The sequence below is a fragment of the Ensifer sp. 38_S197 genome (assembly GCF_056924495.1).
Window position 1 is genome coordinate 882,573 of the sequence record NZ_JBXOVZ010000001.1, and the last position, 22,217, is coordinate 904,789.

At 62.1% G+C, this 22,217-nt stretch carries 20 protein-coding genes; 4 read left to right on the forward strand and 16 right to left on the reverse strand.

The window, feature by feature from the left end; genetic code table 11:
- Positions 1 to 108: 108 nt before the first annotated feature.
- Complete coding sequence (locus AC1Z3V_RS04010) at positions 109 to 315, forward strand: hypothetical protein (RefSeq protein ID WP_483497340.1); 207 nt, start codon at positions 109 to 111, stop codon at positions 313 to 315.
- 85 nt (positions 316 to 400) lie between these two features.
- A complete protein-coding gene (locus AC1Z3V_RS04015; protein WP_483497341.1) occupies positions 401 to 613 on the forward strand; it encodes a hypothetical protein in 213 nt (70 codons plus the stop codon).
- 254 nt (positions 614 to 867) lie between these two features.
- Here AC1Z3V_RS04015 and repB read toward each other — a convergent pair whose 3' ends face one another.
- From repB to AC1Z3V_RS04065, 10 genes are all read right to left on the reverse strand, one after another.
- The gene (gene repB, locus AC1Z3V_RS04020) at positions 868 to 1,944 is read right to left on the reverse strand and encodes a plasmid partitioning protein RepB (protein ID WP_483497343.1); all 1,077 of its coding nucleotides are present in this window, start codon (positions 1,942 to 1,944) and stop codon (positions 868 to 870) included.
- Between the two features lie 5 nt (positions 1,945 to 1,949).
- Positions 1,950 to 3,203: a plasmid partitioning protein RepA gene (gene repA, locus AC1Z3V_RS04025; RefSeq protein ID WP_483499548.1), complete on the reverse strand. Its 1,254-nt coding sequence runs from the start codon at positions 3,201 to 3,203 to the stop codon at positions 1,950 to 1,952.
- Between the two features lie 258 nt (positions 3,204 to 3,461).
- A complete protein-coding gene (locus tag AC1Z3V_RS04030) occupies positions 3,462 to 4,901 on the reverse strand; it encodes a M20 family metallopeptidase (RefSeq protein ID WP_483497345.1) in 1,440 nt (479 codons plus the stop codon).
- A 114-nt stretch (positions 4,902 to 5,015) separates the two neighbouring features.
- Complete coding sequence (locus AC1Z3V_RS04035; RefSeq protein ID WP_483497346.1) at positions 5,016 to 6,560, reverse strand: ABC transporter substrate-binding protein; 1,545 nt, start codon at positions 6,558 to 6,560, stop codon at positions 5,016 to 5,018.
- A 35-nt stretch (positions 6,561 to 6,595) separates the two neighbouring features.
- The gene (locus AC1Z3V_RS04040; RefSeq protein ID WP_483497348.1) at positions 6,596 to 7,453 is read right to left on the reverse strand and encodes a serine hydrolase; all 858 of its coding nucleotides are present in this window, start codon (positions 7,451 to 7,453) and stop codon (positions 6,596 to 6,598) included.
- Between the two features lies 1 nt (position 7,454).
- Complete coding sequence (locus tag AC1Z3V_RS04045; RefSeq protein ID WP_483497349.1) at positions 7,455 to 9,098, reverse strand: ABC transporter ATP-binding protein; 1,644 nt, start codon at positions 9,096 to 9,098, stop codon at positions 7,455 to 7,457.
- On the reverse strand, positions 9,095 to 9,913 hold the full coding sequence (locus tag AC1Z3V_RS04050; RefSeq protein WP_483497350.1) for an ABC transporter permease: 819 nt from the start codon (positions 9,911 to 9,913) through the stop codon (positions 9,095 to 9,097). Before AC1Z3V_RS04050 ends, AC1Z3V_RS04045 begins: the two co-directional genes overlap by 4 nt.
- Positions 9,910 to 10,854 carry an ABC transporter permease gene (locus tag AC1Z3V_RS04055; RefSeq protein ID WP_429813796.1) on the reverse strand — a complete coding sequence of 315 codons (945 nt, stop codon included), beginning with the start codon at positions 10,852 to 10,854 and terminating at the stop codon, positions 9,910 to 9,912. Before AC1Z3V_RS04055 ends, AC1Z3V_RS04050 begins: the two co-directional genes overlap by 4 nt.
- 226 nt (positions 10,855 to 11,080) lie before the next feature.
- Positions 11,081 to 11,983 (reverse strand): LysR family transcriptional regulator, encoded by a 903-nt coding sequence (locus tag AC1Z3V_RS04060; protein ID WP_483497352.1) that lies wholly within the window; start codon positions 11,981 to 11,983, stop codon positions 11,081 to 11,083.
- 145 nt (positions 11,984 to 12,128) lie between these two features.
- Positions 12,129 to 12,515, reverse strand: coding sequence for a BRA0787 family protein (locus tag AC1Z3V_RS04065; RefSeq protein WP_173519712.1), 387 nt, complete (start codon positions 12,513 to 12,515; stop codon positions 12,129 to 12,131).
- A 394-nt stretch (positions 12,516 to 12,909) separates the two neighbouring features.
- Between AC1Z3V_RS04065 and AC1Z3V_RS04070 the strand changes: the two genes are divergently transcribed.
- Together AC1Z3V_RS04070 and AC1Z3V_RS04075 are read left to right on the forward strand one after the other, a co-directional pair.
- Positions 12,910 to 14,127: an SfnB family sulfur acquisition oxidoreductase gene (locus tag AC1Z3V_RS04070; RefSeq protein ID WP_483497354.1), complete on the forward strand. Its 1,218-nt coding sequence runs from the start codon at positions 12,910 to 12,912 to the stop codon at positions 14,125 to 14,127.
- 79 nt (positions 14,128 to 14,206) lie between these two features.
- Positions 14,207 to 15,604, forward strand: a complete 1,398-nt coding sequence (locus AC1Z3V_RS04075; protein WP_483497356.1) for an LLM class flavin-dependent oxidoreductase — start codon at positions 14,207 to 14,209, stop codon at positions 15,602 to 15,604.
- A gap of 86 nt (positions 15,605 to 15,690) precedes the next feature.
- Here AC1Z3V_RS04075 and AC1Z3V_RS04080 read toward each other — a convergent pair whose 3' ends face one another.
- From AC1Z3V_RS04080 to urtB, 6 genes are all read right to left on the reverse strand, one after another.
- Positions 15,691 to 16,923 (reverse strand): acyl-CoA dehydrogenase family protein, encoded by a 1,233-nt coding sequence (locus AC1Z3V_RS04080; protein ID WP_483497357.1) that lies wholly within the window; start codon positions 16,921 to 16,923, stop codon positions 15,691 to 15,693.
- A 111-nt stretch (positions 16,924 to 17,034) separates the two neighbouring features.
- On the reverse strand, positions 17,035 to 17,493 hold the full coding sequence (locus AC1Z3V_RS04085) for an RrF2 family transcriptional regulator (protein WP_429813813.1): 459 nt from the start codon (positions 17,491 to 17,493) through the stop codon (positions 17,035 to 17,037).
- Positions 17,494 to 17,843: 350 nt separating this feature from the next.
- Positions 17,844 to 18,539 (reverse strand): urea ABC transporter ATP-binding subunit UrtE, encoded by a 696-nt coding sequence (urtE, locus tag AC1Z3V_RS04090; RefSeq protein ID WP_483497358.1) that lies wholly within the window; start codon positions 18,537 to 18,539, stop codon positions 17,844 to 17,846.
- A gap of 34 nt (positions 18,540 to 18,573) precedes the next feature.
- Positions 18,574 to 19,338, reverse strand: coding sequence for an urea ABC transporter ATP-binding protein UrtD (urtD, locus tag AC1Z3V_RS04095; RefSeq protein ID WP_483497359.1), 765 nt, complete (start codon positions 19,336 to 19,338; stop codon positions 18,574 to 18,576).
- A 5-nt stretch (positions 19,339 to 19,343) separates the two neighbouring features.
- A complete protein-coding gene (urtC, locus tag AC1Z3V_RS04100; protein ID WP_483497360.1) occupies positions 19,344 to 20,504 on the reverse strand; it encodes an urea ABC transporter permease subunit UrtC in 1,161 nt (386 codons plus the stop codon).
- Entirely contained in the window at positions 20,501 to 22,117 is a 1,617-nt protein-coding gene (gene urtB, locus AC1Z3V_RS04105) for an urea ABC transporter permease subunit UrtB (protein WP_483497362.1), read from the reverse strand. Before urtB ends, urtC begins: the two co-directional genes overlap by 4 nt.
- Between the last annotated feature and the right edge of the window lie 100 nt (positions 22,118 to 22,217).

The window sequence follows — 22,217 nt, forward strand, 5'->3', positions numbered from 1 at the left end:
GCGATCCGGAGGAAGGCCGGGCGTATTTCCAAGCCCCCGCCCAAGGCACTGACGGCCAACGCCGCAGCCTGCGGACGATGGACAGGGGTAGTGATGGCGTTGAGGGTCATGTTCAGGCTCCAGAAGTCGACGGCAGGCACAGCGGATCGGCGGCTGAAAATGGCCGCGGGGAGATCAGAGCTGTATGCGTATCATCCTGAACATGACCCAGGTTCTTACCTGGACTTTCCGCTGGAGTCGATCGGAGAAAGGCTCAAATGGTTAATTGTCGAGGCCGCAAAAGCGGTTGGCCAGAACGGAAATGATCCGCTGTAAATGGATGATGGACCTGAACCTCTGGTGGAATGGGTTTTCCATACTTACATCGAAGACACAGGCGTTTTAGAAAGTTGATGTGCGCATGACCGAAGACAAGCCAACAGCCATTCGTCGTGCGGTTTCGCTGATCAAAATCCTATGGGCGGTTTCGATCATCGCGACAGCAACCACTGTAGGTGCTTACATCGGCTGGGAAAACCACGGCATCGTCGGAGCGTTGGCGTTAGGATTCGTTGGCCTGGTAGTTGGCGGTTTCCTCAGTTCACCGTCGGCTCTCTTGCAGGTGCTATCTTAAAACCCGCGACGCACTCGCCGAACACTGAATTTCTCATGCGAGTCAAATACATAGGCCGCATTTGGTGGCTTTTGCTACCTAATGCCGGAACCATGTAGGGATTGATACCTTTCCATCGACGAATAGATAGAAAGTCACGATTCTTGCCTCGGCCATTGCCCGCGCGGCCAGGCTTTCAGCTGTTTCAGAACATCCCCGGTGATTAGACGGGGGATGGCGATGGATTTAAGCTGAAATTGGCTGCGGGGCCGTCGTCAGCCCTCGCGGCCGGATGCAAAGGCGGCATGATGCTTAGCGAGCAGCTCAGCCACCTCGTCGATGAAAGCCGGATCGACATCCGCCGCAAATTCGATTCGGGCGTTCTTGCCATCGCGCTTGAGCTTGGCGAAGGCTCGTCCGCCGGCGTCGACCAGCGTCTCCGGTTTCACCGTCTCCGACTTCGGCTTGCGCGACAGCCGGGTGAAGAGAATCTGGAAGCGATGATCGCTTTCGGCTTCTAGGAAGCGGCGTGAGCGGCTTTCCTCCTGCGCGACCTGCACCGCAGCATCGTCTTCGAGCAGCGCGCCAAACGCCATCCAGCGCTCGCGGCCGACCTTGGGCGCCGGGCCGATGGCGCGCGCGATCACCGGAGGCACGCCTTCGGCCACCTGGATCAGACGCGATAGCTCGCTTTTCTGCACGGCAAGCGCCTCGCCGATCACCTTGCGGTCAAAGCCGCGGTCGGCAAGCGCGGAAGCAAACATCGCCCGCTCGATGAAGGAGAGGTTGCGACGCTCGGCGTTCTCCTTGCCCTGAGCGAGCACCAGTTCGTCGTCGGTCAGCGGCCGGACAATCGCCTTGACCTTGATGCCAAGGCTACGGACGGCGTTGAGGCGCCGGTGGCCATAGGCCGTCTGGTAGCGGCCCTGCTTCTCCGGGTGCGGTCGCACCAGGATCGGCGATTGCTGGCCGCTGTCGCGAATGCTGTCGGCGAGCGCCAGGAAGTCCGGATCATCGGTCTCACCGTCGGTCAGCCGGTCCTCGATGAAGGAGGCATCGACCAGGTCCGGATCGAGTTCGACCACGCGCTCGCCCTGGTGCAAGGCTTCACGGAGCGCGCGCGCCTCTTCCGCTTCGCGGGTGATGGTGCCGAGCGAAAGGCCCATGGCCTTGATCGCGCCAGAGGCTGCCCGTGGCACTTCGGCGAGCGGCGCCTTGGCCGCCAATGGCTTGGCTGGCTGGGCGTTCGTTCCGGCGGCAGGCTGCGTTTGGTCAGCCGGCGCGGCCGGGACCGATGCCGGCACGTTGCCGGAGAAAAGGGCGCGCAGTTCGTTCTTGCGGTTACCAGCCATGTCGATCAGCGCCCCCATGCCGCATGAATGAGTGCTTCTATCTCGCCGTTGACGGCGTTCAGCGATTCGACCGCGCGGTCATAGGTGGCGCGCGTGAAATTCTCGCGCCCAACCTCGTAGAGTGTCTGCTTCGTCAGGCCGGCATCCGAAACCGCCGTCGATTTCACCATGGCCGATGTCAAGACACGGTCGCCGAAGAGGGAGCGCATGAAGCCGACGATCTGCGCCTGCGGTCCGTCATTCGGTTCGAAGCGGGTGACGAGGTAGCGCAGGAAATCGAAATTCAGCTCGCCGCCGGCCTCGCGCACGACGCTGAGGAGATCCGACGTCATATAGAGGAACTGGTTCATCGAGGCGACGTCGAGCATCTGCGGGTGCACCGTGACGATGACGGATGTCGAAGCGCAGAGCGCCGAGAGCGTCAGGTAGCCGAGTTGCGGCGGGCAGTCGATGATGACGACATCATAGTCGTCGGCAACGCTGGCGAGTGCGGTCTGCACGCGAGCGAAGAACAGCGGGCCGGCATCGCTGCCATTGTGGCGGGCGCTGAGTGCCTGCGGCGTCGTGTGTTCGAATTCCTGAAGTTCGAGATTGCCGGGCACGAGATCAAGACCGTCGAAATAGGTCTTGCGGATGATGTCCTTGAGCGGGCGGGCTTCGGCGTCGTAACGGATCGCGCCGTAGAGCGTGTCGTTACCGGTGAGGTCGAGTTCCGGCTGGTAGCCGAAGAGTGCCGAGAGCGAGGCCTGTGGGTCGAGGTCGACGGCCAGCACCCGGTGGCCAGTCATGGCGAGATATTGAGCGATGTGCACCGACGAGGTGGTCTTGCCGGAGCCGCCCTTGAAGTTGGTGACCGAGATGACCTGAAGATGTTCGCCCGCGTCTGCGTCGCGCCATTTCAGATAGCTGCGAGCCTTGGCGGCATTGCCCTTGGCCAGCGCCTGTTCGGCCAGATGACGGCGCAGCGCGTTGATGTCGGTGAGCGTATAGGAACGGCGACCTCCGAGCCCGGTGTCCGGCTGCGGCCCTTCTCCGGCAAGTGAGAGCTGGCGCAGATAGCCGTCGGAGACGCCGATCAGTTTGGCCGCCTCGCCGGAGGTGAAGCTTCGTAGCGTCTTCATCGCGGTCGGCGGGAACAGCCGCTCACGCATCGCCTTCAATTGTTCGGAAAGAGCGCGCGCATCCGCGGCGATCGCTTCGTCGGCCGGACGGCGAGCCTGGGAGTGATCCGCGTCCTGCCTTGCCTGGGTTGCCGTCATATTCATTCCGCCATACTCCTTGCATGCACCTGACGGCCCACGCGGCCGGAGAGCATTAACAGAGATTCCATTCAAATACGGCCGATCAGCACTTATTCGAAAAAGTCCGTAACAGAGATGCCTGAGCTTATGATTCGCGTCAAGACTTGGACCACGATCGGAGGCAATAGCGAACGGCGGGCTGAAGGTGCCAATCTCGCAAAGAAAAACGCCCGCGAACGGCGGCGCGGACGTTCGATAAAGCCGTCAAATCGGCGATCAGAGCTTGGGGCCGATGTGAGGCGGGATCGGGCACTGATAGGGTTTATCCTCCGTTTTTTCGCGCCACTCCGCCTTTGCACGCGCCAGCAGATTGGTATCGAGGATCAGATCGAGACCCGTTGCCGCCAATGATTTCGCCGCATGGGCGAAGGCCTTGTGCGCGGCCGCGCTCTTGCCCTGTGCGACGACCTGCCAGGTATGCGGCGCGGTGCCGATCGCCCAGGCGGGCGCCCAGCACTGTGCGGTCGGGGTGATCCAGCTCACATCGCCGACATCGGTCGAGCCGGCGCGGAAATGCGACTGCCCCTCGAAATCCCGGAGACCGACATGCAAGCCCGTCGAACCGTCGAGACGACTGTTGGCGAAGACGTCAGCCTTGATCTGGTAAAGCCGGATGCTGCTTGAGATCGCCTCCGGCGTCAGCGTCTTCTGGATTTCCTTGGCAAAGGCGATGTCGGCCTCGTCGAAGGGAACCGGGCCGAGCGCCACCATGTTCTGGTGGATCGCCGTTTCCAAGGCAAGATTGGGCAGGAGATTCGTCGCCGCCCGGTCGAAGGCAATCTCGACCTCGGTCTCGGTCATCATGGCAGCGCCCTTGGCAATCTTGTCGATGCGAGCGGCAAGCGCCAGCGCTTCCGGCATCTGCGGAGCGCGAACGAGATAGAGCGCCTCGGCGCGCGCCTGGACGACGTTTGCCGCCTTGCCGCCGGCATCGGTGATCGCATAGTGCACGCGGCAATCCTGCGGCATGTGCTCGCGCAGGAAATTGACACCGACATTCATCAGTTCCAGCGCATCGAGCGCGCTGCGGCCGAGATGCGCGCCGTTCGACGCATGCGCCGAGACGCCCCTGAAGCGATAATAGATTTCGAGAACGGCGAGATTGTTGGTCGAGCGGACACCGTTGAAGGGCGCCGGGTGCCAAGTCAGCGCCGTATCGACATCGGCAAAGACCCCGGCGCGCGCCATGAAGGTCTTGCCGGAACCACCCTCCTCGCCGGGGCAACCGTAATAGCGTATCGTGCCCGGAAGCCTGTTCTCTTTGAGGTAGCGGGCAAGCGCGACGGCGGCGAGCATCGAGCCGGTGCCGAGCAGATTGTGGCCGCAGCCATGGCCCGTACCACCCTCGACCGCCGCCTGCGGTTCGGCGACGCCGGCCACCTGGCTCAAGCCGGCCAGCGCATCAAACTCGCCAAGGAAGGCGATCACCGGGCTACCCTCGCCGATCTCGCCGACAAAGGCGGTGGCTATCTCAGCGAGCCCGCGCGTCACGCGGAACCCGTGCTTTTCCAGCATGGCGATCTGGGCGGCAGCCGACTTCTCTTCGTGAAAGCTCAGTTCCGCATGGCCCCAGATCGCATCGCTCATCGCAGCGAATTCGGGCTTCAACGCTTCGACGGTTTCGGCAAGGGCGGTCAGTACGGCTGGCTTTGGCATAAATCTTCCTCTTGCGACGACACGGGCTGCGGTCGCATCGGTATGTCTGTCGATGGGGTCAAAGATGGCGGCAGGGCCGCCGCCATCCCTATGGTCAGATCAGGCTACGGCCGATCAGTCGTCGAGGGTCACTTCCCAGAGGCGGGTGTTGGACTGCCAGACCGGCTGGCCATGCAGCTTCTTCGTAGCGCCCCAGATGTCGACCATGTCGTACATGAAGATGCCCGGGACCTCGTCGAGCATCAGCTTGTGGAATTCGTCGAAGATCGCCTGGCGCTTGGCCTGGTCGGCCTCGACATACGCCGCCTTCATCAGTTCGACCGCCTTCGGGTTGTCCCACATCAGCGAGGCGTTCTTGTCCTTGTTGCCGACATAGAAACTGTACATCAGTGCCGGATCGAGGCGCGGCGCGACCGATTGCGAGATCACCTGGTAGTTGCCGGAGCGGCGGCGATCGACCTGGGTGGCGTAGTCGAGCACTTCGATCTGCACGTTGAGACCGACCTGTTGCATCATGGCCTGGGCGATGACGGCCGCGGGGAAGCTCGGCACGTTGCCGCGCTTGTTGGCGATGATGGTGATCTGTTCCCCCTTGTAGCCGGCATCAGCCAGGTTCTTCTTCGCCTTTTCGAGATCCATCGGGATCTTCGTCTTCTGGACGTCGGAGTAGAAGATCGAGTCCGCCGAGACCATCGACGCGTTGGCTTCGCCGGTGCCGTTGGAGACGGCGGCGACGAGCTGGTCGAGATCCAGCGCCTCGGCCATGGCGCGGCGGACGGCCACGTTGCCCAGCACCTTGTCGCGGGTCTGGAAGTAGAGCAGGTTCTTGCCGTTGTTGCGCTGAACGATGAGCTGCATCGTGTCGCTGTCCTTGAACTCGGCGATGAGATCGGCCGAGACCTCGGCGGTATCGAGCGCACCGGAGAGCAGGCCCGTCTTCACCGTCGAGGCGTCCGGGATCACCATGAACTTGATGCCGTCAACGAGCGGTCGCTTCGAGCCGACCATACCATCCGGCTTGCCGTCATTGGCGGGCGAGACGTAGTCGGCGTATTTTTCGAGCCGGACATATTCGCCCTTCTTCCACTCGGCCCATTTGAATGGTCCTGTGCCGATGGGGGCAACGTAAGCGCCGTCAGCGCCAACGGCGTCCTTCGAGACGATGCCGGTGTAACCGCATTCCGGCCGTGCCATCAGGCCGAGGAAGACGGCAGACGGCTTCTCGATACTCATGGTGACGGTGGTGGCATCGACGGCAGCAACGTTCGTCACCTTGATCGACTTGCTGCCATCGAAGTCGGCCGCACAGGTCCACTTGGTCTCCGGCTTCATGTAGCGGTTCCAGTTCCAGACCACGTCTTCGGCTGTCAGCGCCTTGCCATTGTGGAACTTGACGTCGTCGCGCAGTTTGAACGTATAGGTCAGGCCATCGGCAGAAACCTCGAAGCTCTTGGCGAGCAGCGGCTTCACTTCGCCGTTCTCCGCATAGCCGACGAGACCTTCGACGATGTGGAAGATCACCGAGTCCGTATTGCCGTCACGGTTGACGCCGGGCTCGTTGCTGCGGATGTCGGAGCTTTGGGCGACTGTCAGGTCGCGTGCATGGCCGAGCGCGAAGGCGCTCATCAGCATGGTCCCAGCAAGAAGTATGGTCTTCATGGTTCCTCTCTCTTTTCTGCTTGTTGGTTGTCGGTTCAAAAGGCGCGCCAGCAAGCCTGTGACAGCTTGCCGATCGTTTCGAGGGCGATGGTGTAGCCGGGCGTGCCGCCCGACATCAGGGTGGGCACACCATCGGTGAAGGCGGCGATGGCATAGAGCGGCTTGCCGTCTCGATAGACGACGCCGGTATCCATACGGCCGCGTTTTCCTCGACCGCCCTTGCTCGCCACCACCGTGTCGAACGGCAGCCTCGAGCGGATGCCGTAGCGCAGCACCTGGTTCTTGAGTGTCTGCACGGCAAAGCCGGCCAATTCGACAGTGATGCCGAGCCTGGCCGCGGCCCCAGCGTCCTGCTCAGCCGCCAGGATCAGTTCCAGGAGCATCACCTGGTCGGCTGCGGTCGTCGTGGTAACGTCGGCGAGCGAGTGGTTGGGTTGCAGCGTCAGCGGCGGGATAAGGAAGCGGTGGTGCGTGCCCAGCATGCCGAGCGCCTTGCAGTAGCGATCGACCTCTTCGAGCGTCAGGCGTTCAAACACCATCTTGGTGCAGACATTGTCGCTCAACACCATCATGCCGACGATCGCGTCACGGAGCGAAATGACGATGCCGGGCGTCAGGTAGCGGAACATGCCGCTCGCCACGTCCTGGGCGAGGCGCGCCTCGTAGGTGATGCGCTCGTCGAGATGAAGCCGCCCCTCGGCCACCGCCTTCAGCGCCGCCATCATGATCGAGGTCTTGCGGGTGCTGGCGGACGGCGTCTCTTCGCGCTCGCCGCGGCCGATGGTTACGCCGGTCAGAAGATTGCGTACCAGGAAGCGCGTGACGAAGGGCTCGGCGTCAGCGATCGCGTTGAGTTCGGCGGCGATCGCGCTCGCCTTGAGTTCGTTATTCATCTCAGGCCTCCAGACGCCATTTGAGGGTGACGCCGCCGGTCTGGTTGAGATCGAGCGCCGGGATCGCCGACAGCAGCTTGCGGGTATAGGCTTCCTTAGGCGCATCGAAGATCCGATCGCGATCGCCTTCTTCGATGATGCGTCCGTCCTGCATGACGATGACGCGGTCGGCCACCTGTTCAACGACGCCGAGATCGTGACTGATGAACAGACACGAGAAGCCGTAGCGTTTCTGCAGGCTGGAGAAGAGCTCCAGCACCTGTGCGCGGACTGTGACGTCGAGCGCGGAGACCGGCTCGTCGGCGATCAGGAACTTCGGTCGCCGGGCGATCGCCCGGGCGATTGCGACGCGCTGGCGCTGCCCGCCGGAAAGCTCGTGCGGATAGCGGTTGGCGAAATCGGCGCTGAGCCCGACTTCCTCAAGCGTTTCAAGCGCACGGCGGCGCTTGGCTGGCGTGTCAAGATCCGGCACAAGCCGCAGCGCCTCCTCGACAAGCCCCTGGATGGTCATGCGCGGATCGAGCGAGGAATAGGGATCCTGAAACACCATCTGGCAGTTCAGACGGTAGTCGCGCCAGTCGGCGCTGCGCTCCCGCCCCTGGAACAGGATCTCGCCTTCCGTCTGCTGGACCAGACCGGCAATGGTCCGGCCGAGCGTCGTCTTGCCGGAGCCGGAGCCACCGACAAGCGCCACGACCTCGCCGACATGGATATCGACGCAGACGCCATGCAGAGCGCGCTTTGACTCGTGCTTGCGGAACAGCCCCTTGCGGCCCGGATATTCCACCACGATGTTGCGCGCCGAAACCATCGGCGTGCGGGTCGTGTCGAGTTCACGCACCGCGCCGCGGTACGGCAACGATGAGAGCAGCTTGCGCGTGTAGGGATGCTGCGGCGCCTGCAGGATCTCTTCGGTCAGGCCCTGCTCGACGACGACGCCCCTTTCCATCACGACGAAACGGTTGGTGTAGCGGGCGACCATCGGCAGGTCATGGCTGATCAAAAGTACTGCCGTGCCTTCGGCCTGGGTCAGCTCGACCATCAGCTCCATGACGTCGCGCTGAACGACGGCGTCGAGCGCCGTCGTGGGCTCGTCGGCAATCAAGAGGGCCGGCTTCAACAGCATCACCGAGGCGAGCATGATGCGTTGGCGCATGCCGCCGGAGAACTCGTGCGGATAGGCGGTCAATGCCCGTTCGGGTTCGCGGATGCCGACGCGGTTCAGCATCGAGAGGATCGCGGTGCGGCGCTCCTCCACCGACTTCCTCGTGTGCAGGATCAGCCCTTCTTCGAGCTGGCGGCCGATGGTCATCGACGGGTTGAGCGACGTCATAGGTTCCTGGAAGACGATGCCCACCTCGCCACCGCGAAGTTGGCGGAGATCCCGATCCTTCATGCCGAGTACGTCTCTGCCCCGGTAGCGGATCGTGCCGCCGACATGGCGGATGGCCGGCGGGATGAGACCGACGATCGCCCGTGTGGCAAGCGTCTTGCCCGAGCCGCTTTCGCCGACAATGCCGACGATCTCGCCGGGAGCGACGTCGAAGCTGGCGTTCCTGACCACCTGGTTGCCGGAGTGGGCGACGGCAAGCGAGAGGCCCTGAACACTCAGAAGAGGGACGCTGAGAGAAGTCTTGCCGATCATTTCAGGCCTCGCATGCGGGGGTCGAGCTTGTCGCGCAGTGCGTCGCCCAGGAGGTTGATGCCGAGCAGGGTGAGAGCGATGCAGAGACCGGGGAAGAAGCCGAGCCAGACGGCCTGTTCGATGAACGGGCGGCCGGCGGCGAGCATGTTACCCCAGGTCGGCGCCGGTGGCGGTACACCGAGGCCGAGGAAGGAGAGCGCGCTTTCCGAGAGGATCGCCCAGCCGAACATCGAGGTCGCCAGCACCGTGATCGGCGCCACGCAGTTCGGCAGGATATGGCGCAGCATCGTGTAGATCTCGCCATTGCCCATGACGCGCGACGCTTCGATGAATTCGCGTTCGCGCAGCGACAGAACCGCGCCGCGTACCACGCGCGCCATCGACGGTGTGTAGGCGATGCCGAGTGCGAAGATGATGCCGTACTGGTTGGCGCCGAAGACCGCGAGCAGGCCGAGCGCCAAGAGGATGCCGGGGAAGGCCAAAAGCGCATTGTTGATGGCCATGATCACGCCGTCGACCCAGCCGCGAGCATAGCCGCTGACGAGGCCGATGAAGGTGCCGCAGACGACGGCAAAGGCGACGGTTAGGCAACCGATCCAGACGCTGGCGCGGGCGCCGACCATCAGCCGGCTTGTGACGTCGCGACCGAACTCGTCGGTGCCGAGCCAATGGGCCGCACCGGGTGCGGCAAGCCGCGAAGTGAAGCCGAGCGCCATCGGATCGTAAGGCGTCCAGATCAGGCCGACGAGCGCGGTGAAAACCAGCAGCCCAATCAGGCCACCACCGATGACGCCGTTGAAAGTGAGCTGTCTCATTCTGCCACCACCCGCGGATCGAAGAGAGGATAGAGAAGGTCGACCACGAGGTTGACGACAACATAGGAGAAGGCGACGAGCAGCAGGCAGCCCTGGATGACCGGGTAGTCGCGCTGGAAGATGCCGTCGACCATCAGGCGTCCGAGCCCCGGAATGGTGAAGACCGTCTCGATCACGGCAATGCCGCCAAGCAGGTTGCCGAGGATCAGGCCGATCATCGTCCAGGTCGGACCGAAGGCATTCTTGAAGGCGTGGCGCCAGAGGACGGCGCTTTCGGAGAGGCCCTTGGCGCGGGCATGGGTGATGTAGTCGAGCCTGAGCACTTCGAGCGTCGATGCACGCGCCATGCGGATAATCACGCCCATCTCGTGAATGACAAGGGTCATGACCGGCAGCACCAGATAGAGCAGGCCGGCCTTCCAGTTCTCCGAAATCGGCACGTAGCCCAGCACCGGCAGCCAGCCGAGCTTGAGGCCGAAGGCGAGCAGCAACAGAAGGCCGAGCCAGAAGGTCGGGATCGACAGAAGCACCGTTGCCGTGCCGACAAGCGCAAGGTCGGTCAGGCTGTTCTGTCGCCAGGCGGCAATGACGCCGGCTGGTACCGCGATCAAGCTCGCCAGGAACACGGCGATGACGACGATTTCGGCGCTCACCAGGAAGCGGCTGACGACGAGATGCAGCACCGGCTCGCTGGTTACGATCGAAGTACCGAAGTCACCGGAAAGAATGTTGCCAGCCCAGATGACGAATTGCTCCGGGATACTGCGGTCGAGGCCGAGCTCCATGCGCATCGCGGCAATCTGCTGCGGCTCGGCCATGTCGCCGAGCATCAGCGCCGCCGGATCACCGGGAATGAGACGGATGAGCGTGAAGACGGCCACCGAGACGATAACAATCGTCGGTATCGCCATCACGAGGCGATTGAGAATGAACTTGATCATGGGTTCCCCGTACTGAGGCTGGCCACCCGCGTTACCGCGATTCTCCAGCCCGCCGGCTTTTGTTACGGAAACTATGATCGAATGAAAAAAATGACGCAATATTATGAGTAAACGTCATACATCTATGACAACGGTCAGGCGAGCACCACTGGACCGTTCGGCGTGCCAAATACAATAGCTAAAACAAAGTATTATTTGCCGCGGGCTGGCCGATCCGCCCAACCTCTCACAGCTCGTGGACGGTGGCGACCTGTCGCTTCAGGCAGTCGATGAGCGCCTGAGCCGCGAGCGACAAGGGAACACCGGACGCAGTCGCAACGCCGAAATCCTGGGTCAGGTGCGGCGAGAATGGCCGGATCTCGATCGGCAGATGGCGATGCAGGTTGGCGAAGAAGCTGCTGATGATGGCAACGCCGAGGCCATAGGCCGCATAGGCGCATGCCGAACTGTTGCTGTGGGTCTCGATCTTGACCTTCTGCGGCACGCCCGCCTTGCGGAAGATCTCGTCGAGCATGACCCGTGTCGGCCGGCGGCGGCCGATCAGGATCAATGGCACGCCGCGCAGTTCCTTGGGCGTGAGGGTATCGAGTGCCGATAGGGCATGTCCCTTTTCCATCACGCAGACGCTGACCCCGGTTGCGACCGGCTGCATCTCGATGCCGGCGCTCAGTTGCCCCTCATAGCGCAGGAAGCCGAAGTCGATGATGCGCTGTTCAACCAGACGGGCGATGGCCACGGTCGTATCGAAGAAGGTCTCGATCCGCACGCCGGGAAAATCCTTGGCGTAGTCGGAAAGCATCGCCGGAGCAAAGGTCTCGGACATGCTGTTCGGCAGACCGATGCGCACGACCTCGGGACCGACGGCGCCGCTGCGCAGATCTTGCGCCAGGTTGGTGAAGCGGTCGATACCCAAGAGGATGTGCTCGGCATCCTCGGCAAGTTTCATCGCCTCGGGTGTCGGTATCAACCGGCCCTTGTCGCGAGCAAACAGCGTCAGAGACAGGTCTTCCTCGAGCTGCTGCAGGAGCCGGCTGACGCCGGACTGGCTGAGCCCCATGGTCTTGGCGGCCGCGATCGTCGATCCGGTCGCCAGGAGCGTGCGCAACACTTCCAACTGTCGAAAATTCACGCCGCGTCGCCCCTCGAGCTACAACCTTTTCCCGTGTTTACGGGAAGGCGCTCCGTCAAGGAAGAGGGTGGGTTGAATGCGGTAAAATCGAATGGACGCTTCAACGTGAGGAGCGCGCGAACGCGCTCCTCGAAAAGCGGTTTCGTCAGGCGTTGGCACGCACCGGATGATTGAAGCGCTCGGCAAAGACCTCGATCGATCCGCTGCCGAAGTTGCGCAACTGGCGCCTGGTCAAGACAGACATGACCCTCGCCGCAGTCGACACCGTCATTTCATCGAGCGGACCTTCACCGCTCCAGGGTTTGTTCAGCCGATCCGTGACAATGCCGATGAGGTTCGCCGGCATGATGTCGGTGCAAGGTTTCATCCATTCGAAGACCTCGCTGATCGGAAGCAGCTTACCTTCGAACGCAACGAGCGGCTCGGGCATACCTGCGCCCCAGTCGTCATAGGCCTCCAGAGCATCGCGAAACAGGTTCTGCAGCGTGATGGGGGCGTGCCCTTCGTGTAGAGCAGGCAGGAAATTCGTCATTTGTGTCTCCTTCAGTGTTCAAGGCCGGGAAACGCGAATGGCCAATTCTGTCAGCATGTATTTGTGTTCGTGTCGGGTGGCCGATACTCTGTGGCCACGCGACTGGTCAAACTGCGGGCGATGAGGCAATGCGCAAATCGGGCGATGGTTCCCTGTGCCGCAGACATTTTTGGCGGAAAGCCGGCACGCATGAACGCCGCGTGCCTCGACCTAGGTATCGTCTCATGGTCTCCCCCCGACTCGATATTAACGATCCAGCCCCGAAGGTAAACACCGGTCGCCATCGCGGCAGAAACGAAAATCTCAAATCGATAATTTCTATAGAATATACTATCTTACTCGGTCTTGCCAGATAATTCACTGATATGCACCTCAATCGATAGGGAGCAGTCACATGGGAACGATCTCGCGGCTTTCAGAGAAAACACGAGCCCCGGCGCACCGGATCGAGAGCGAGGAGGAAGCTCTGTCGATCGCCCGGGACTTGGCTGCGGAATTCGCCAAGAGCGCCAATGAGCGGGATACGGATCGTATCCTGCCCTTCGATGAACTCGATGCGCTGGCTCAATCCGGCCTGCTCGCGATCACCGTGCCGCCGGAATATGACGGCATCGACGTTTCCAATGCGGTTCTGGCGGAGATCACCGCCATCCTCTCGGAAGCCGATTCCTCGATCGGTCAGATCCCGCAGAACCATTTCTACATTCTGGAAGCGCTGCGCACCGACGGCACGGAGGAACAAAAGGCCTTCTTCTTCGGTCGGGCGCTTGCCGGCGACCGCTTCGGCAACGCCCTTTCCGAGCGCGGCACGAAAACCGTCGGCGACTATGCGACGCGGCTGACGCCCGATGGTCTCGGCTTCCGACTGAACGGCCGCAAGTATTATTCGACTGGCGTGCTGTTTGCCGAATGGATCGTCGTCTTCGCGCTCGATCCGAATGAAAAGCTGACCATGGCCTTCGTGCCGCGCGGTGCGGAAGGCTTGCAGATCATCGACGACTGGGATGGCTTCGGACAACGCACGACCGGCAGCGGCACGACCGTGCTACAAAATGTCCATGTCACCGCCGATGCGGTGGTGCGCCACCACCGCGGCTTCGAGCGACCGACAACGATCGGCTCCGTCGGCCAGATCATCCACGCCGGCATCGACCTTGGCATCGCGCGGGCAGCCTTTGCCGAAACGCTCGAGTTCGTACGCAACCATGCACGCCCCTGGATGGACAGCGGCGTCGAGCGTGCAGCCGATGATCCCCTCACGATCGCCCGCATCGGCCAACTCGCCATCCGCCTGGAGGCGGCGACAGCCACCGTCGAACGGGCGGGCAAGAAGGTCGATGTCGCGCAGATCAACGGCACCGAGGAAAGCGTCGTCGAGGCAACGCTTGCCGTTGCCGCGGCGAAGGTTCTGACCACCGAGATCGCTTTGGAAGCGAGCAACACGCTCTTCGAACTGTCGGGAACCGCCTCGACGAAGATCGGGCTCAACCTCGACCGGCATTGGCGCAACGCCCGCACCCACACGCTGCACGACCCGGTGCGCTGGAAGCATCACGTCGTCGGCAACTACCACCTGAACGGCGTCAAGCCGCCGAAGAACGGCGCGCTTTGATCCCACCCGTAGCACACAGGCGGCCGGAGGCGTGATCGGCGCTTCGGGTAATGCCCAACCTTGCCCGAAGGAGGGCTCCATGAGTCGCGAAATCCGGCTGAATGCCTTTGACATGAACTGCGTCGGCCATCAGTCGCCGGGGTTGTGGACCCATCCGCAAGACCAGTCCTGGCGCTACAAGGATCTCGACTATTGGGTCCATCTGGCGAAGACGCTCGAGCGCGGCAAATTCGACGGGCTGTTCATCGCCGATGTGCTCGGCGTCTATGATGTGCTGAACGATAATGCCGAGGCGGCGCTTCGGCATTCGGCCCAGATCCCGGTCAACGACCCCTTACAGCTCGTACCGACGATGGCCTATGAAACGGAACATCTCGGCTTCGGCCTGACGGCGTCGCTTTCCTTCGAACACCCCTACACCTTCGCCCGCCGCATCTCGACGCTCGACCATCTGACCAAAGGGCGCATCGGCTGGAACATCGTCACCTCCTACCTGAACAGCGGCGCACTCAACATTGGCCAGGCGCAGCAGACGCGCCATGACGACCGGTATGATCTGGCCGAGGAATATCTTGAAGTCTGCTACAAGCTCTGGGAGGGGAGCTGGGAAGACGGAGCGGTGGTGCGCGACCGCGCGACCGGCATCTTCACCCATCCAGACAAGGTGCATCCGATCAACCATCGCGGCCGCTATTTCGCGGTTCCAGGCATCCATTTGAGCGAGCCATCGCCGCAGCGCACGCCGGTGCTCTACCAGGCGGGCTCTTCAAGCAGAGGCAAGGACTTCGCCGGGGCGCACGCCGAATGCATCTTCGTCGCGGCACCGTCGAAGGCGGTGCTGAAACGCTATGTCGCCAATGTTCGGGAGGCGGCATTGCGCGCCGGCCGAAACCCGCGCGAAATCCTTGCCTTCAATCTGCAGACGGTGATCCTCGGCGAAACCGATGCCGAGGCGAAGAAGAAGTTCGACGAGTACCGCAAGCACGTTTCCTACGAAGGTGCTTTGGCGCTGATCTCCGGCTGGACGGGCATCGATTTCGGCCAGTTCGCGCCGGACGAACCCTTGCGCCATCGCTACACCAATGCAGTTCAATCCGCCGTCGAGACCTTCACGACCATCGATCCGGACCGGGTCTGGACCGTTCGTGAAATGGCCGACTGGGTGGGCATCGGCGGCTTCGGGCCCGTCTTCGTCGGCTCACCCTCGACTGTCGCCGACCTCTTGCAGGAATGGGTCGAGGACACCGACGTCGACGGCTTCAACCTTGCCTATGCGGTGACGCCGGAAACCTTCGAAGACGCCGTCGATCTGCTGGTACCGGAACTGCAGAAGCGTGGCGTCTACAAGACCGATTATCGCCAGGGCACATTCAGGGAAAAGCTCTTCGGCGCCGGGCCAAGGCTGGTGGCACCCCATCCGGGCGCCGGCTATCGGGATCTTGGGGCAACGAGAACAGAGATCGCAGCTTCTGCGTGAGTCGAGCTATCAGAGAAACTCCGCCTGGACCTGGTCCGGGCGGCGTTTTTTCTTGCAGGGAGAACCAATCGTGCGCGTGGGTAGGTTCAGCTATAGAGACTGACCGGCGGTATCCGCCCGTTCAGGACGAAGTCGCCAACCTCGCGGGCCTTGTAGGCGACCGGGTCATGCAACGTGTGGGTGCGGACATTGCGCCAGTAGCGATCGAAGCGATAATGCCCCGCCGTTGCCCGCGCGCCCATCAACTCGAAGACCTTCGTCGTCACGTCGAGCGCAACGTGGTTCGAGTGAACCTTGGCCGCGTAGGCCTCGATCGCAGCCTGGCCACGTGCTTCAGCCGTCACCGACCGGCCCTGCGCCAGAGCCGCCTCGACGGTCGCGGCTGCCGCATCGGCCAAGGCGACCGACGCCTTCAGGCTCGCCTGGAGCTCGCCGATCCGTTCGAGGATATAGGGATCATCGCTGGCGCGTTCAACGCCAGATGTGATCCAGGGGCGCGTCGTGCTACGGACATAGTCGAGGGCCGCGGCAAGCGCGCCTTCGGCCGTGCCGAGGTAGAAATTCACGAAGACGAGCTGGATCAGCGGCGTGTTGAAAGTCGCCTGCACCGGGGGCGGATCGGAGGGATCGGCCAGCGGCAAGATGAAATCGCGCTCGTAGACGGGAAAATCGCGGAACTCGACACTGCCGCTGTCCGACAGGCGCTGGCCGATATTGTCCCAGTCGTCGTTGACGACATAGCCGGGACGATCGATGGGCACGACGAAATTGGCGACCTTGCCGCCGATCGTAGCGTTGACGTTGATGCGGTCGGAGACATGGGCCCCGGTCGAAAAGGTCTTGCGGCCGTTCAGCACATAATGGCCACCACGCCGCTCCAATGTCAGGCCCGGATCGCGCGGGTTGACCGCGGCTCCCCAATAGAGCTGACGCTCGACGGTCTCCGCTCCAAGCACCCAGGCCTGTTTGGGATCGGCAGCGGCCCAGTAGACGTACTGGCTGTTGACGTAATGATAGCCAAGCAATTGGCCGATCGAGCTTTCGCCACGCGCGATGATACGCACCAGCCGAAGCCCGTCTACCCAGCTCAAGCCCGCACCGCCGACCTCCGGCGAATGCAGCGCGGTCAAAAGGCCGGCCTGGCGGAGAGCCTCGATCTCTTCCCGCGGCGGTGCGCCGACGCGATCGAGCTCGGCGCCTCTGCGGGTGAGGTCCTGTGATAGTGCCTCGGCGCGGACAAACAGTTCCTGCCGCGTTTCATCTTGTTCGGCGCTGCTGCTGGCCGGTGTTTGTTCCCTGAGGAAATGTACGTTGCTCATCCGCCTCTCCTTGGTTGAGGCAGAATAATGCACTTATTCTATAGATAATAACAGCAACGTGTTTCCACGCGGAGGCGGCCGCTGGAAATGTCCTACCGGCCGTTGACCGCCTCAACCGGCCTCCGCATCGCGCAGCGCCACGATCTCAGAAGCATTGTCGTTGGCTGCAAACTGCTCCAGCGTCATGTTGTCGAGGATCGAGGCGATCGCGTCGCGGACATCGCTCATCGACTTGCGCACATGACAGTTCACCGGATCGGCGCAATCGTCGCAGGCCTCGAAGGCGGTGCGGCTGGCGCAGCGGATCGGCGCCAGCGGCCCATCCAGCGTGCGGATCACCTGGCCGATGCGAATGTCGGAGGCAGGCCGGGAGAGCGAGTACCCCCCGCCAGGGCCCTTCTTCGAACGAAGGATGCCGGCATTGCGCAATTCGAGCAGGATCGCGTCCAAAAACTTCTTCGGAATATTGTTCCGCGTTGCGATCTCGGTGATGAAGGCGGTCTCTCCGGGCTCCAGTTGAGCCAGGTCGACTAGGGCCTTGAGCCCGTATTTTCCTTTTTTGGTCAACATGTCACTTCGCTTTCGTGAACAAGAAGGCCGCCACAAGTCCGCTCCTCAGGCATCCGCCAGAAGCAACGGGTTGTGACGGCCGCACTCTTTCGCTTAGGATGTCCTACACCCAAACCGCACCATTCTCAAGAAATTACGTAAGTTACTGCATAGATTTAGTGCGCTTTATTGGCGCTTTCATGGCAAGGTGAGATTTTCACCGAGAAGACCGCTGGCGGCAGCTTGTTCCGGAGGCAAACAATCCCCAGAAGGCGAAATCAGCAGCCTCTGTCGGAGCGAAAAGGGGAACGGTAGCGTCGCACTTGAACCACACGGCGTCGAGCCGCCGTCACCGATGCCGGCGAAAGTGATTACACCGTGAGATGACGCCGCGCCTCTACCGTATCCAACGTCTCGGGCGGCCCCTCGTGAACCACGGCGCCGCGGTCAATGATATAGACGTGGTCGGCAAGTTCCCGGCAAAAATCGAGATATTGTTCGACAAGCAGGATTGCCATGCCGGTCGAATCCCGGAGGTAGCGGATTGCCCGACCGATATCCTTGATGATCGAAGGCTGGATGCCCTCGGTCGGCTCATCGAGCACCAGTATCTTCGGGCGCGTAACCAGCGCCCGGCCGATCGCCAATTGTTGTTGCTGGCCACCGGAGAGATCCCCGCCGCGACGCCCGAGCATCGAGCGAAGAACCGGGAAGAGATTGAAGACGTCCTCCGGTATGGAGCGATCCGCGCGCTTCAACGGCGCGAAACCTGTTTCGAGGTTTTCCTTGACCGTCAGCAGTGGAAAGATCTCACGGCCCTGCGGCACGTAGCCGATGCCTTCCTTGGCGCGACGGTAAGGTGCCATGCCCGCGAGTGCCACGCCGTTGAAGCCGATCGCACCGGCGCTGACCGGATGCTGGCCGGTGACGGCCCGAAGCAGGCTCGACTTGCCGACGCCGTTGCGCCCGAGCACGCAGGTGATGCTGCCCATCTCGGCGGTGATCGACACATTGCGCAGCGCCTGCGCGGCACCGTAGTGAAGATTGATGTTTTCGACGCTCAGCATGACTCGCCCTCCTCAAACAATTCCGGCATCGAAATCAGCGCCCGAGATAGTTCTCGATCACCTTCGGATCGCTGCTGACGAAGTCGATCGAGCCTTCCGCCAACACCATACCTTCGGCAAGGCAGGTAACCTTGACCCCTAATTCGCGGATAAAGCCCATGTCGTGCTCGACGACGACGACGGATCGGGTCTTGGCAATCTCCTTGAGCAGAACGGCCGTTTCGGCCGTTTCCGCGTCCGTCATGCCAGCGACCGGTTCGTCGACCAGCAGCAGTTCCGGTTCCTGAGCGAGCAGCATGCCGATCTCCAGCCATTGTTTCTGGCCGTGCGAAAGGTTGGCAGCGAGATCGTCGCGGCGAGCCACGAGCCGGATGGTCGCAAGGATTTCCTCAATGCGGATCTTGTCCTCGACCGTCAGACGATAGAAGAGCGTTGGAAACACTCCCCGTTTCCGGTTGAGAGCAAGTTCGAGATTGTCCCACACCGTATGGTTTTCGAAGACGGTCGGCTTCTGGAACTTGCGGCCGATGCCGAGCGATGCAATCTCCGCCTCGTCCTTCTTCGTCAGGTCGATCTCGCCCTTGAAGAAGACCTGCCCCTCATCAGGCCGGGTCTTGCCGGTGATGATGTCCATCATCGTCGTCTTGCCGGCGCCGTTCGGGCCAATGATCGCGCGGAGTTCGCCGGGCTCGATGACAAAGGAGAGCGCGTTCAGCGCCTTAAAGCCGTCGAAGGAGACGGAAACGCCGTCAAGATAGAGAATGCTCGTGGGCTTGCTCTGGCCGATGGTCTGGTTCATGTCGCTTACTCCGCCGCCATAGGTTCAACCGCCAGATTGTCCGGCGCTTCGTTCGCACGCGCCTTTCGTTCAGCGCGACGGCGGGTGAAATAGGTGCCGGCCGTTCCGACGATGCCCTTCGGCAGGAACAGGGTGACGAGCACGAAGAGCCCGCCGAGCGCAAAGAGCCAGAATTCTGGAAACGCCGCCGTGAAGATGCTTTTTCCACCATTGACGAAAATGGCGCCGACGATCGGCCCGATCAGCGTGCCGCGGCCGCCGACCGCCGTCCAGATCACCACCTCGATCGAATTGCCGGGTTCGAACTCGCCGGGATTGATAATGCCGACCTGCGGCACATAAAGCGCACCGGCGATGCCCGCCATCATCGCCGAGACGGTGAAGGCGAAGAGCTTGATGTGTTCCACCCGATAGCCGAGGAAGCGGGTTCGGCTCTCGGCGTCGCGTACCGCCACGAGCACCTTGCCGTATTTGGAGCGCACGATCGCAGCAGTGAGAACAAGGCAGCTCGCCAGCATCAGTGCAGAGGCGGCAAAGAGTACGGCGCGCGTGCCATCCGCCTGGATGTTGAAGCCGAGAATCTCCTTGAAGTCGGTCAGCCCGTTGTTGCCGCCGAAGCCCATGTCGTTGCGGAAGAAGGCGAGCAGCAGCGCATAGGTCATCGCTTGAGTGATGATCGAGAGATAGACGCCGTTGACGCGCGAGCGGAAGGCGAACCAGCCGAAGACGAAAGCAAGCACACCCGGCACCAGTACGACCATCAATGCGGCGAACCAGAACATGTCGAAGCCGTACCAGAACCAGGGCAGTTCCTTCCAGTTGAGGAACACCATGAAATCCGGCAGCAGCGGATTGCCGTAGGAGCCGCGCGCACCGATCTGGCGCATGAGGTACATACCCATGGCATAGCCGCCGAGCGCGAAGAAGGCAGCATGGCCCAGCGAAAGGATACCGCAGAAACCCCAGACGAGATCGAGCGCCAGCGCCAGCAGCGCATAGGTGAGATACTTGCCGAACAGCGACACCAGGTAGGTCGGCACATGCAACGAATGGTTGGGTGCAGTCAAAAGGTTGAGCGCTGGAATGAGGAGCGCGAGGCCAACGAGGATCGCCACGACAATGAGGATGCTGCGATCGAGCGATTTCATCAGAAACGAGGTGATCATGCTTCAACCGCCCTTCCCTTGAGCGCGAAGAGGCCGCGCGGTTTCTTCTGGATGAAGAGGATGATCAGAACCAGGACGAGGATCTTCCCAAGCACGGCGCCGGCATAGGGTTCCAGGAACTTGTTGAGGATGCCGAGCGAGAAGGCGCCGACGAGGGTGCCCCAGAGATTGCCGACGCCGCCGAAGACGACGACCATGAAGCTGTCGATGATGTAGCCCTGACCGAGATTGGGCGAGACATTGTCGATCTGTGAAAGCGCCACTCCCGCCATGCCGGCGATGCCGGAACCAAGCGCGAAGGTGAGTGCATCGACGAAGGGCGTGCGGATGCCCATGGAGGACGCCATGCGTCGGTTCTGTGTGACGGCCCGCATGCGCAGGCCCATCGGCGTTTTCTTGAGCAGGAACAGAAGTGCCGCGAAAACCGTCAGCGCGAAGACGATGATCCACAGCCGGTTCCAGGTGATCGTCAACCCGCCGAGCTCGAAGGCACCAGCCATCCAGGAGGGGTTGCCGACCTCGCGGTTCGTCGGCCCGAAGATCGATCGCACCGCCTGCTGCAGGATCAGCGAAATGCCCCAGGTGGCAAGCAGCGTCTCCAGCGGGCGGCCATAAAGGAAGCGGATGACGCCGCGTTCGATCGCAAGGCCGACGGCGCCGGTCACCAGAAAGGCGAGCGGCAGCGCGATCGCCAGCGACCAGTCGAAAAGGCCGGGATAAGAGTTGCGTATGACCTCCTGCACGAGGAAGGTCGTATAGGCGCCAAGCATCACCATCTCGCCATGGGCCATGTTGATGATGCCCATGACGCCAAAAGTGATGGCAAGCCCAATCGCCGCCAGCAAAAGGACCGAGCCGAGCGACAGGCCGTACCAGACGTTCTGGCCGGCGCTCCAGAGCGCCTGGGTCTGTTCGATGCGGGCAATCGCCGCTTCGATATCGGGTTTGAGCGCAGCATCGGCATTTGCGAGTGCGGATGTCAGAACGGCAAGCCCGGTGCGCCCATTGCCCTCGGCGAGGAGTGTCATCGCCTGGCGCTTTTCCTCGTCGCTTCGCTCTGACAGGAGGAGCGTCACGGCGCGTGCCTCGTCGAGAACCTTGCGAACAGTTGCATCCTTTTCGGTCGCAATCGCGGCCTCGATCGCCTCGAGCGCATCGGCGTTCGGCGCCTGCAGCATGGATTGCGCCGCCTTCAGCCGCGCGCTCGTGTCATCGCTGAAAAGGGTCAGGCCGCCGAGCGCGCTGCGCACGGCGCGACGCACGGCATTGTTGACCTTGACCTTCTGCATGGCCGCCTTCGGCGCTTGCCCAGCTTCCATTCCCGTCACGGGATCAATCAGCAGCAGGTCCGCGCCTTGCGCTTTGACCAGGAAGACCTTGCCGTCGGACTTGCGCTGGTAGAGTTCGCCTTCGCCCAGAGCCTCAAGCACGGGAATGGCCTTGGCATCACCGGTCTTGGCGAGCGCCGAGATGCGTTCGTCCATATCAGAGAGTTTCGCGACGCCGAGTTGATCGACCAACGCGCCAAGGTCGTCCGCCGCACGGGATCCGACCACATGGGTCGAAATCAACAGGCAGAGCGCAACAAACAGGATCTGCAGAATTCGGTACATTGCCCTCTCGCTCGGGTCTTGCGCATCGCGCTGGCGACCGGCGCTTCGGTCGAGGTTTTGGCGTTAAGATCCCTCCGCCCGGCCGCATCACCGGACGGAG

What these genes read in the sequence shown, in the direction of transcription:
- AC1Z3V_RS04055 (WP_429813796.1), bottom strand. Translation starts at nt 10,854, where the DNA reads ATGATCAAGTTCATTCTCAATCGCCTCGTGATGGCGATACCGACGATT.
- AC1Z3V_RS04035 (WP_483497346.1), bottom strand. Translation starts at nt 6,560, where the DNA reads ATGAAGACCATACTTCTTGCTGGGACCATGCTGATGAGCGCCTTCGCG.
- AC1Z3V_RS04075 (WP_483497356.1), top strand. Translation starts at nt 14,207, where the DNA reads ATGAGTCGCGAAATCCGGCTGAATGCCTTTGACATGAACTGCGTCGGC.
- AC1Z3V_RS04030 (WP_483497345.1), bottom strand. Translation starts at nt 4,901, where the DNA reads ATGCCAAAGCCAGCCGTACTGACCGCCCTTGCCGAAACCGTCGAAGCG.
- urtC (WP_483497360.1), bottom strand. Translation starts at nt 20,504, where the DNA reads ATGATCACCTCGTTTCTGATGAAATCGCTCGATCGCAGCATCCTCATT.
- AC1Z3V_RS04045 (WP_483497349.1), bottom strand. Translation starts at nt 9,098, where the DNA reads ATGATCGGCAAGACTTCTCTCAGCGTCCCTCTTCTGAGTGTTCAGGGC.
- repA (WP_483499548.1), bottom strand. Translation starts at nt 3,203, where the DNA reads ATGACGGCAACCCAGGCAAGGCAGGACGCGGATCACTCCCAGGCTCGC.
- AC1Z3V_RS04085 (WP_429813813.1), bottom strand. Translation starts at nt 17,493, where the DNA reads ATGTTGACCAAAAAAGGAAAATACGGGCTCAAGGCCCTAGTCGACCTG.
- AC1Z3V_RS04080 (WP_483497357.1), bottom strand. Translation starts at nt 16,923, where the DNA reads ATGAGCAACGTACATTTCCTCAGGGAACAAACACCGGCCAGCAGCAGC.
- AC1Z3V_RS04015 (WP_483497341.1), top strand. Translation starts at nt 401, where the DNA reads ATGACCGAAGACAAGCCAACAGCCATTCGTCGTGCGGTTTCGCTGATC.
- AC1Z3V_RS04040 (WP_483497348.1), bottom strand. Translation starts at nt 7,453, where the DNA reads ATGAATAACGAACTCAAGGCGAGCGCGATCGCCGCCGAACTCAACGCG.
- AC1Z3V_RS04070 (WP_483497354.1), top strand. Translation starts at nt 12,910, where the DNA reads ATGGGAACGATCTCGCGGCTTTCAGAGAAAACACGAGCCCCGGCGCAC.
- AC1Z3V_RS04050 (WP_483497350.1), bottom strand. Translation starts at nt 9,913, where the DNA reads ATGAGACAGCTCACTTTCAACGGCGTCATCGGTGGTGGCCTGATTGGG.
- AC1Z3V_RS04065 (WP_173519712.1), bottom strand. Translation starts at nt 12,515, where the DNA reads ATGACGAATTTCCTGCCTGCTCTACACGAAGGGCACGCCCCCATCACG.
- urtD (WP_483497359.1), bottom strand. Translation starts at nt 19,338, where the DNA reads ATGAACCAGACCATCGGCCAGAGCAAGCCCACGAGCATTCTCTATCTT.
- repB (WP_483497343.1), bottom strand. Translation starts at nt 1,944, where the DNA reads ATGGCTGGTAACCGCAAGAACGAACTGCGCGCCCTTTTCTCCGGCAAC.
- urtB (WP_483497362.1), bottom strand. Translation starts at nt 22,117, where the DNA reads ATGTACCGAATTCTGCAGATCCTGTTTGTTGCGCTCTGCCTGTTGATT.
- AC1Z3V_RS04010 (WP_483497340.1), top strand. Translation starts at nt 109, where the DNA reads ATGTTCAGGCTCCAGAAGTCGACGGCAGGCACAGCGGATCGGCGGCTG.
- urtE (WP_483497358.1), bottom strand. Translation starts at nt 18,539, where the DNA reads ATGCTGAGCGTCGAAAACATCAATCTTCACTACGGTGCCGCGCAGGCG.